This window comes from uncultured Caldilinea sp. (assembly GCF_937128415.1).
Classification (GTDB): domain Bacteria; phylum Chloroflexota; class Anaerolineae; order Caldilineales; family Caldilineaceae; genus Caldilinea.
Genome location: NZ_CAKZMJ010000012.1, coordinates 1 through 2,656, shown reverse-complemented (window position 1 = coordinate 2,656; position 2,656 = coordinate 1). Strand labels below are relative to the sequence as shown.

Annotated in this window: 3 protein-coding genes; 2 read left to right on the top strand and 1 reads right to left on the bottom strand. The window is 64.0% G+C overall.

Features of this window, described 5'->3' with window-relative positions; genetic code table 11:
• The coding region (locus tag Q0367_RS01815; RefSeq protein ID WP_298980719.1) for a hypothetical protein at positions 1-212 on the top strand (212 nt) is incomplete at its 5' end.
• 135 nt (positions 213-347) lie between these two features.
• A complete protein-coding gene (locus Q0367_RS01810) occupies positions 348-881 on the top strand; it encodes an HNH endonuclease (protein WP_297634137.1) in 534 nt (177 codons plus the stop codon).
• Between the two features lie 5 nt (positions 882-886).
• Here Q0367_RS01810 and Q0367_RS01805 read toward each other — a convergent pair.
• Positions 887-2,656, bottom strand: a 1,770-nt coding sequence (locus Q0367_RS01805) for an FG-GAP repeat protein (protein WP_298980718.1), incomplete at its 5' end; no start/stop codon positions are given.

Below are 2,656 nucleotides of genomic sequence, written 5' to 3'. Positions count from 1 at the left end.
TGTGGTTTCAGGGGCTGGGCGTGGTGTTGCCGCGGGCGTGGATTCATATTTTATACGGCGTCGTCGCCGTGATCACGCTGCCGGCCGCCTACGCTTATTTCAGCAGAATTCCGGACGCCCGGGTGCAGACCCTGGCCATGGCGCTGACCTGCTTTTTCCTGTGGGGGATTCTGCTGCGCGCTTCTCAGGTTGTCTACATTTCGGGATTTTGATCGGTTTGGGATTTTGATCTGATTGGATGCAACTGTTCCGACTCTGATAAGCGGTGCGCAGCTTCTTGCATCATGAAGGATTGTGAGGTAGGTTTCACGCAATTCAATCAAACATAAACTGTCAGAGTGCCAGGTATGTCGAAGCAAGTTTTGGTGCTCAACGCCGGATATGAACCCTTAAGTCTCGTCTCCGTACGTCGTGCGGTCGTGTTGTTGCTGCGCGAAAAGGCGGAGCTGCTGGAAGCCACGCAGCAGATGCTCTGCGCGGCCAACCGCACCATTCCCGTGCCGCTGGTGATTCGCCTCGTGCACTACGTGCGCCTGCCCCATCGCCGCGTGCCGCCGACGCGCGCCGCCATCATGCTGCGCGACGCGTACACCTGTCAGTACTGCGGCGAGAAGCCCGGCCAGGCGGCGCTGACGGTCGATCACGTGATCCCGCGCAGCCGCGGGGGCGAACATGCATGGAGCAACCTTGCGACCGCCTGCAAACGCTGCAACCAACGCAAAGGCAATCAGACGCCGGAGGAAGCGGGAATGCAGTTGATCCGCCGTCCCTTCGAGCCAAGCTACGTGGCGCTTGTGCTGCTCAGCAATCCGGTGGCGGCGGAGCGCTGGGAACGACTGATGGGAGTCAGCCGGGAGCATGTGATCGGCGCCGCCGCCTGACGTAGTTATCGCTCCAGCAGCGGCGCGTAGAGCAGGTGCCGAAAACAGCCGACTCGAATCGGCACGCGACGCACAAGCGACGGCGTCGCCGACCTCAGCACAATTTCCGCCTCCGCCATTGGCGTCGGCGGCGTTTCCCCCGCCCCAATGGTCAGCGTCAAAATCTCCGGCACGCTGTTGCCCGCAGACATCGCCGAGAGCCAGGGAACGCTCGAAGGCCACACCACCGTCGTCCCCTCCGTTGGCTCCGCTTCTTGAACAATCGACCCGCCAACCGCAGTCAGATTGACCGTGAACGTAATGCCCGATGCGCCCAGGACGCTCACTTCCATCGTCAATGGAAACGCGCCTTCGCAGGTGGGCGCAGAACCCGTCGACCGAAGCATCACGCCAATTTGTGCGGGTCGCATCACAATGCCCGGGGTGACCTCGATCAACACCGGTATCGTCAACGGGGAGTTGAGCGCCAGCGGATCGGCCGCGGTGACGACCACGTTGGCGCCGTAGGTGGGCGTGACAACGCTGAGATCCACGCCCAACGTCGCCGCCTCTGCAGCGCTCAATTCGGAGATGGGCAGCAAGTCGGTGGCGTCCACGGCGACGGAAAGGTTGGCGGGCGTGGCGCCGGCGGCGGGCGTGGCGTTGACGAACCCCACCCGGGGAAGAATCTCCACGACAAAAGGGATCGAACCGCTGCGCGTCAGATTCGATAACGTGACGCTTTGCGCCGGCGCGCGCTCGCCAGCGCGGACGGAAAAGGTCAGGCTCGCCGGCGTACTGGCCAAAAAATCACGCCCTAAGGCGTCGAGGTTGCCGATGGCCAAGGTGCGCCGATTGGTGGGCGCCGTCACCGTCTGCGTGAGCGTGGTGGAAGAGGCGGGCTCCCTGAAAATCAGCAGCCCTGTGTCCCGCGCCAGGGCGATTTCATCCTTGCCGTCGCCGTCGAGATCGCCCGCCGCCGCAACGCGATAGCCGTTATCGGCGTCGAGGCGCGCCTCGAACGAAAAACCGGCGCCGGTTCCGCTGCGGCTGTTGAAGAGCCGAGGGCGCGTGTCGTTCGCCGGCACATCGCGCAACATGAAAATTTGGGAGGCGCTGGCCTGGTTGACATTCGCCAGAAAAACGGCGCGCGGCGCCGGCAGATGCGGACTCAGAAAGACATCCTCAAACGCGTCGGGCGCCTTGTAGCGCAGCACCACCAGCGAGGCGAGCGGGGGCGCAGCGTTGCGCACGGCCACCAGCTCCGGCAGCGAGCTCTCCGGCGCCACGTTGCCGATGGCGACGTCTCGCCACGGGCGCTGCTGACTGGCGGATGTCCAGAATTCTCGCAACACGTTGTTGGCCTCGCGGCGGAAAACGCTCAGGCGGCCTGCATCCCGGGCGACGACGGCGATCTCGTCGCGTCCGTCGCCGTCGAGGTCGCCGGTCGCAACCGCAGTGGCGACGGCGCGCAGCGTGGCGTCCGTCAACGGCTGCCAGATGCGGCCGTCAAACGGCGGCGCCGGTTGGGCCAAAATCTGGATGCGCGAGGTCGAAGAACGGTCTGGGTCCTCAAAGACCACCACGATTTCACGCGAGGCCGGGTTGTCGTCGAACTCACCGGTCGCCAACAGCAACGGCCTGCCGGGAAGCTGCGCGGCGAAGAGTTCATCCCAGTAGACGCCGTTGAATTGCCGGTCGGGCTGAACCGGGCCGGCGGCGACGACGGGATCGTAGATTTTGAGAACGCCCTCTTCCGAAATGGCGATAATCTCGTCGTCGCCGTCGCCGTTGAC